Origin of the sequence: Pseudomonas sp. PS01299 (assembly GCF_029960145.1) — a bacterium.
Lineage (GTDB): Bacteria > Pseudomonadota > Gammaproteobacteria > Pseudomonadales > Pseudomonadaceae > Aquipseudomonas > Aquipseudomonas putida_A.
This window is the reverse complement of sequence record NZ_JASCPO010000333.1, coordinates 1-4752: the sequence shown is the minus strand read 5'-3', so window position 1 is coordinate 4752 and position 4752 is coordinate 1. Positions and strand designations below refer to the sequence as shown.

At 61.1% G+C, this 4752-nt stretch carries 3 protein-coding genes; 1 reads left to right on the top strand and 2 read right to left on the bottom strand.

The features are described from left to right. Nucleotides 1-85: 85 nt before the first annotated feature. Together QMX91_RS29060 and rep are read right to left on the bottom strand one after the other, a co-directional pair. Nucleotides 86-658: a xanthine phosphoribosyltransferase gene (locus QMX91_RS29060; RefSeq protein ID WP_007962388.1), complete on the bottom strand. Its 573-nt coding sequence runs from the start codon at nt 656-658 to the stop codon at nt 86-88. Nucleotides 659-713: 55 nt separating this feature from the next. After that, the gene (gene rep / locus QMX91_RS29055; RefSeq protein WP_027610430.1) at nt 714-2723 is read right to left on the bottom strand and encodes a DNA helicase Rep; all 2010 of its coding nucleotides are present in this window, start codon (nt 2721-2723) and stop codon (nt 714-716) included. Between the two features lie 254 nt (nt 2724-2977). On the opposite strand from rep, the gene QMX91_RS29050 reads away from it, so the two are divergent. After that, nucleotides 2978-4651, top strand: coding sequence for a bifunctional diguanylate cyclase/phosphodiesterase (locus QMX91_RS29050; protein ID WP_097089513.1), 1674 nt, complete (start codon nt 2978-2980; stop codon nt 4649-4651). The last annotated feature ends 101 nt before the right edge of the window (nt 4652-4752 follow it).

Sequence of the window (4752 nt, the reverse complement as noted above, 5' to 3'; positions counted from 1 at the left end):
GGCGGCGTGTCAGTCAAAGAATAGCTCGACTGACACGACGCCTTCGCGAGCAAGCCCGCTCCCACAGGGGGTAATGCGGTGTGGCTTATTCGATGAAGGTAACGACGCCATCCTTCAGCGATTTCACGCGGGCCAGCGATTCAACGCGATAGCCCTGCGAATCCAGCTCGGCACGGCCGCCCTGGAACGACTTCTCGATCACGATGCCCAGACCGGCGACGGTGGCGCCAGCCTGTTTGATGATCGAGATCAGCGCCTGCGAAGCCTTACCGTTGGCCAGGAAGTCGTCGATGATCAGCACGCGGTCGCTGCTGGTCAGGTGACGCGGCGAGATGGCCACGGTGCTTTCGGTCTTCTTGGTGAACGAGTAAACGGTCGCCGACAGCAGGTTTTCTGTCAGGGTCAGGGACTGTTGCTTGCGGGCGAAGATCACCGGCACGCCCAGGTTCAGACCGGTCATGATCGCCGGGGCAATGCCCGAGGCTTCGATGGTGACGATCTTGGTGATGCCCGAATCCTTGAACAGCGTGGCGAATTCGTCGCCGATCAGCTTCATCAGGGCCGGGTCGATCTGGTGGTTCAGGAAGGCGTCGACTTTCAGGACCTGGTCGGAAAGCACGATGCCTTGTTCGCGGATTTTCTGCTGCAATGCTTCCATGAAGCTGTCCTCGTTCAGCGCTTGTGCGCCCTAAGCTTTAAAAAAGTGGTCAATTCTAGCGCTTTAACATCGCGCGTATATCAGCCAATGCGCTATTGCCGCGCACGGCTTTGACTTCGGTCGGTGTGTCGTCGTTGCCTTCCCACGCCAGGTCGTCCGGCGGCAGCTCATCGAGGAAGCGGCTTGGCGCGCAGTCGATGATCTCGCCGTACTGTTTACGCTTGGCGGCGAAGGTGAACGCCAGGGTCTGACGGGCGCGGGTGATACCCACGTAGGCCAGGCGGCGTTCCTCCTCGATGGTGTCGGCTTCGATGCTGGAGCGGTGCGGGAGGATTTCCTCTTCCATGCCCATGATGAACACGTAAGGGAATTCCAGGCCCTTGGACGCATGCAGGGTCATCATCTGCACGCCTTCGGCGCCGTCCTCTTCTTCCTGCTGCCGCTCGAGCATGTCGCGCAGGACCAGTTTGCCAATGGCGTCCTCGACGGTCATTTCGCCGTCTTCGTCTTTTTCCAGGGTGTTCTTCAAGGCCTCGATCAGGAACCAGACGTTGCTCATCCGGTAGTCCGCAGCCTTGTCGCTGGAACTGTTGGTGCGCAGCCAGTTCTCGTAGTCGATGTCCATGACCATGCTGCGCAGCGCCGAGATCGGATCTTCGCCGGCACACTGCTCGCGCACCTTGTCCATGAAGCGCTTGAAGCGCGACAGGCGATCGGTGAAGCGGCTGTCCAGATGCTCGCCCAGACCGATTTCGTCGGTGGCGGCGTACATCGAGATCTTGCGTTCGGTGGCGTAGTTGCCGAGTTTTTCCAGGGTGGTCGAGCCGATTTCCCGGCGCGGCACGTTGATCACGCGCAGGAAGGCGTTGTCGTCGTCCGGGTTCACGATCAGGCGGAAGTAGGCCATCAGGTCCTTCACTTCCTGACGGCCAAAGAAGCTGTTGCCGCCGCTCAGGCGGTACGGCACCTGGTGGTGCTGCAACTTCAGTTCGATCAGCTTGGCCTGGTAGTTGCCGCGATAGAGGATCGCGAAATCGCTGTACGGGCGGTCGGTGCGCAAGTGCAGGCTGAGGATTTCCATGGCCACGCGCTCGGCTTCGGCGTCCTCGTTGCGGCAGCGGATCACGCGGATCTCGTCACCGTGGCCCATCTCGCTCCACAGCTGTTTTTCGAATTCGTGCGGGTTGTTCGAGATCAGCACGTTGGCGCAGCGCAGGATGCGGCTGGTGGAGCGGTAGTTCTGCTCGAGCATCACCACTTTCAGCGACGGGTAGTCATCCTTGAGCAGCATCAGGTTTTCCGGCCGTGCGCCGCGCCAGGCGTAGATCGACTGGTCGTCGTCGCCCACCACGGTGAACTGATTGCGCTTGCCGATCAGCATCTTCACCAGCAGGTACTGGCTGGCGTTGGTGTCCTGGTATTCGTCGACCAGCAGGTAACGCACCTTGTTCTGCCACTTTTCGAGGATGTCGGCGTGCTCTTCGAAGAGCTTTACCGGCAGCAGGATCAGGTCGTCGAAGTCCACCGCGTTGAACGCCTTGAGCGTGCGCTGATAGTGGGTGTAGACGATGGCGGCAGTCTGTTCTTTCGGATTGCGCGCGTTTTCCAGCGCCTGGGCCGGCAGGATCAGGTCGTTTTTCCAGGCGCCGATCATGTTCTTGATCTCGTCGACGCCGTCGTCGCCTGCGTATTCCTTCTGCATGATGTCGGTCATCAGGGCTTTGACGTCGGTCTCGTCGAAGATCGAGAAACCGGGTTTGTAGCCCAGCCGCGCATGCTCCTTGCGGATGATGTTCAGGCCCAGGTTGTGGAAGGTGCAGACCGTCAGGCCGCGACCTTCGCCGGCACGCAGCAGGGTGCCGACCCGCTCCTTCATCTCGCGCGCGGCCTTGTTGGTAAAGGTCATGGCGACTATGTACTGGGCGCGGATGCCGCAGTTCTGGATCAGGTGCGCGATCTTGCGGGTGATCACGCTGGTCTTGCCGGAGCCAGCGCCGGCGAGCACCAATAGAGGGCCGCCGACGTAGTTCACGGCTTCTTGCTGCCGGGGATTGAGTCGGGACATACGAAAATTCGGGAGTCGTTGACGAAATGGGCCGGCATTTTAACAGGCTCAGCGATTTGTGCTGCTCTGTCCGACTTGTGACGTACCACGCGATTCAAATTTGCCGGTTTTGTTACTTTCGCGGAGGATACACGGTGATTTTGCGGCTAATGTTCTCATTCGTGACACAAAATAACGTTCTGATAATCGTTGTCATTGAACATCGCAACGGCATAATGCCCCGCCCACATCATTGCAGAGTCTAGGGAGCTAGCTTGTCTACGCCTGTCGAACCCTTGCGTTTGCTGCTACTGGCCGAAGAGCCAGCGTGGACAGCGTTATTGCGCGAGTGTCTGGCTCCGATGGGGAGCGCGGCGGTGCTGATCAGTGCGCCGAGCTGGGAGTCGGTCAGCAGTCTGTTCGAAGACAATCGTCACGCGGTGCTGTTGACCGTTCCCGCGTTGCAGCCGGCCCCGGGCCGTTGCAGCCTGCCGACGGTGTTGCTGCTGGATCACGAGCCGGTCACCGCGCCGGTTGGTGTCAGCGACTGGCTGGTGTTCGACGCCCTCGACGCCGGCATGCTGCGCCGTTGTCTGCGCCATGTGCGTGAACGCGGCGTCCTCGAAAACACCCTGCAACGCCTGGCCGAACAGGATCCGCTGACCGGCATCGCCAACCGCCAGGGCTTCCAGACCCTGCTCGCGGCGCGCCTGGCGGAAAACGACGGCCGTGGTCTGGCCCTCGGGCATCTCGATCTCGACAACTTCCGTCACGCCAACGACGCCCTCGGTCATCAGGCCGGCGACCGGTTGATCCTGCAAGTCGTCGCGCGGCTGAAAAGTCAGCTTGAGGCCGGGGATCAACTGGCGCGGCTGGGCAGCGACGAGTTTGCCTTGCTGATCGACACCCGCCGCGCGCCGCAACGCGCCGAGTGGATGGCCGAACGCATTACCGAAGCCCTCGCCGAACCGTATTGGGTCGATGGCGAAAGCCTGTTGATCGGCTCCAGCCTCGGCATCGCCCATGCCCGTGCACAGGGTGGTGCCGACCCGCTGATGTGGCACGCGCACATTGCCATGCAGCAGGCCAAGAGCACGCAGGGCTGCACCTTCCATATCTTCAACGAACGCATCAATCGCAACGCACGGAGCATGGCCGACCTCGAAAGCGAGCTGCGCCGGGCATTACGCCGTGATGAGTTGGAACTGCACTATCAGCCACGGCTGAATCTGGCTGACGGGCAGATCGTCGGCCTCGAAGCCCTGGTGCGCTGGCGCCATGGCGAACGCGGCCTGTTGCCGCCGAGCGAATTCGTGCCATTGGCCGAGCAGAGCGGTCTGATCGTGCCGCTGGGCTACTGGGTGATTTCCCGCGCGTTGCGCGACATGCAGGCACTGCGTGAGCGCGGGCTGCCGGCGCTGCACATGGCGATCAACCTGTCGTTCCGCCAGTTTCAGGACAGCCAGTTGCTGCCGACGCTCAGTCGGCTGATTGCCGAGCGTGGGGTCGAGGCGCAGTGGCTGGAATTTGAACTCACCGAAACCGCCGTCATGCGGCGCAGCGATCTGGTCAAACAGACCATGGACGCCCTCGGCCGTCTCGGCGTGCGTTTCTCGCTGGATGACTTCGGCACCGGGTTCTCGTCATTCGTGCACCTCAACAGCCTGCCGATCACCTTGCTGAAGATCGACAAAAGCTTTGTCGGCGGCATGGAGCAGCGCGAAGAGAACCGCAAACTGGTGCACGCGATGATCAACCTCGCGCATAACCTGCATCTGGAAGTGGTGGCCGAGGGGGTGGAAACCCCGGAGCAACTGGAGTTATTGCGCGGGTTTGGCTGTGATCAGGTGCAGGGTTATCTGATCAGCCGGCCGTTGCCGTTGGCAGAGCTGGTTGAATACCTGACCTTCGGCTCTAGCCAGCAGCCAGCCCTCGAAATCGTCAGTTGAACGCAATCTCCGGGTTAGGCATGAATCCCTGTGGGAGCGGGCTTGCTCGCGAAGGCGTCGTGTCAGTCAAAGCATAGGCTGCCTGACCCACCGCTTTCGCG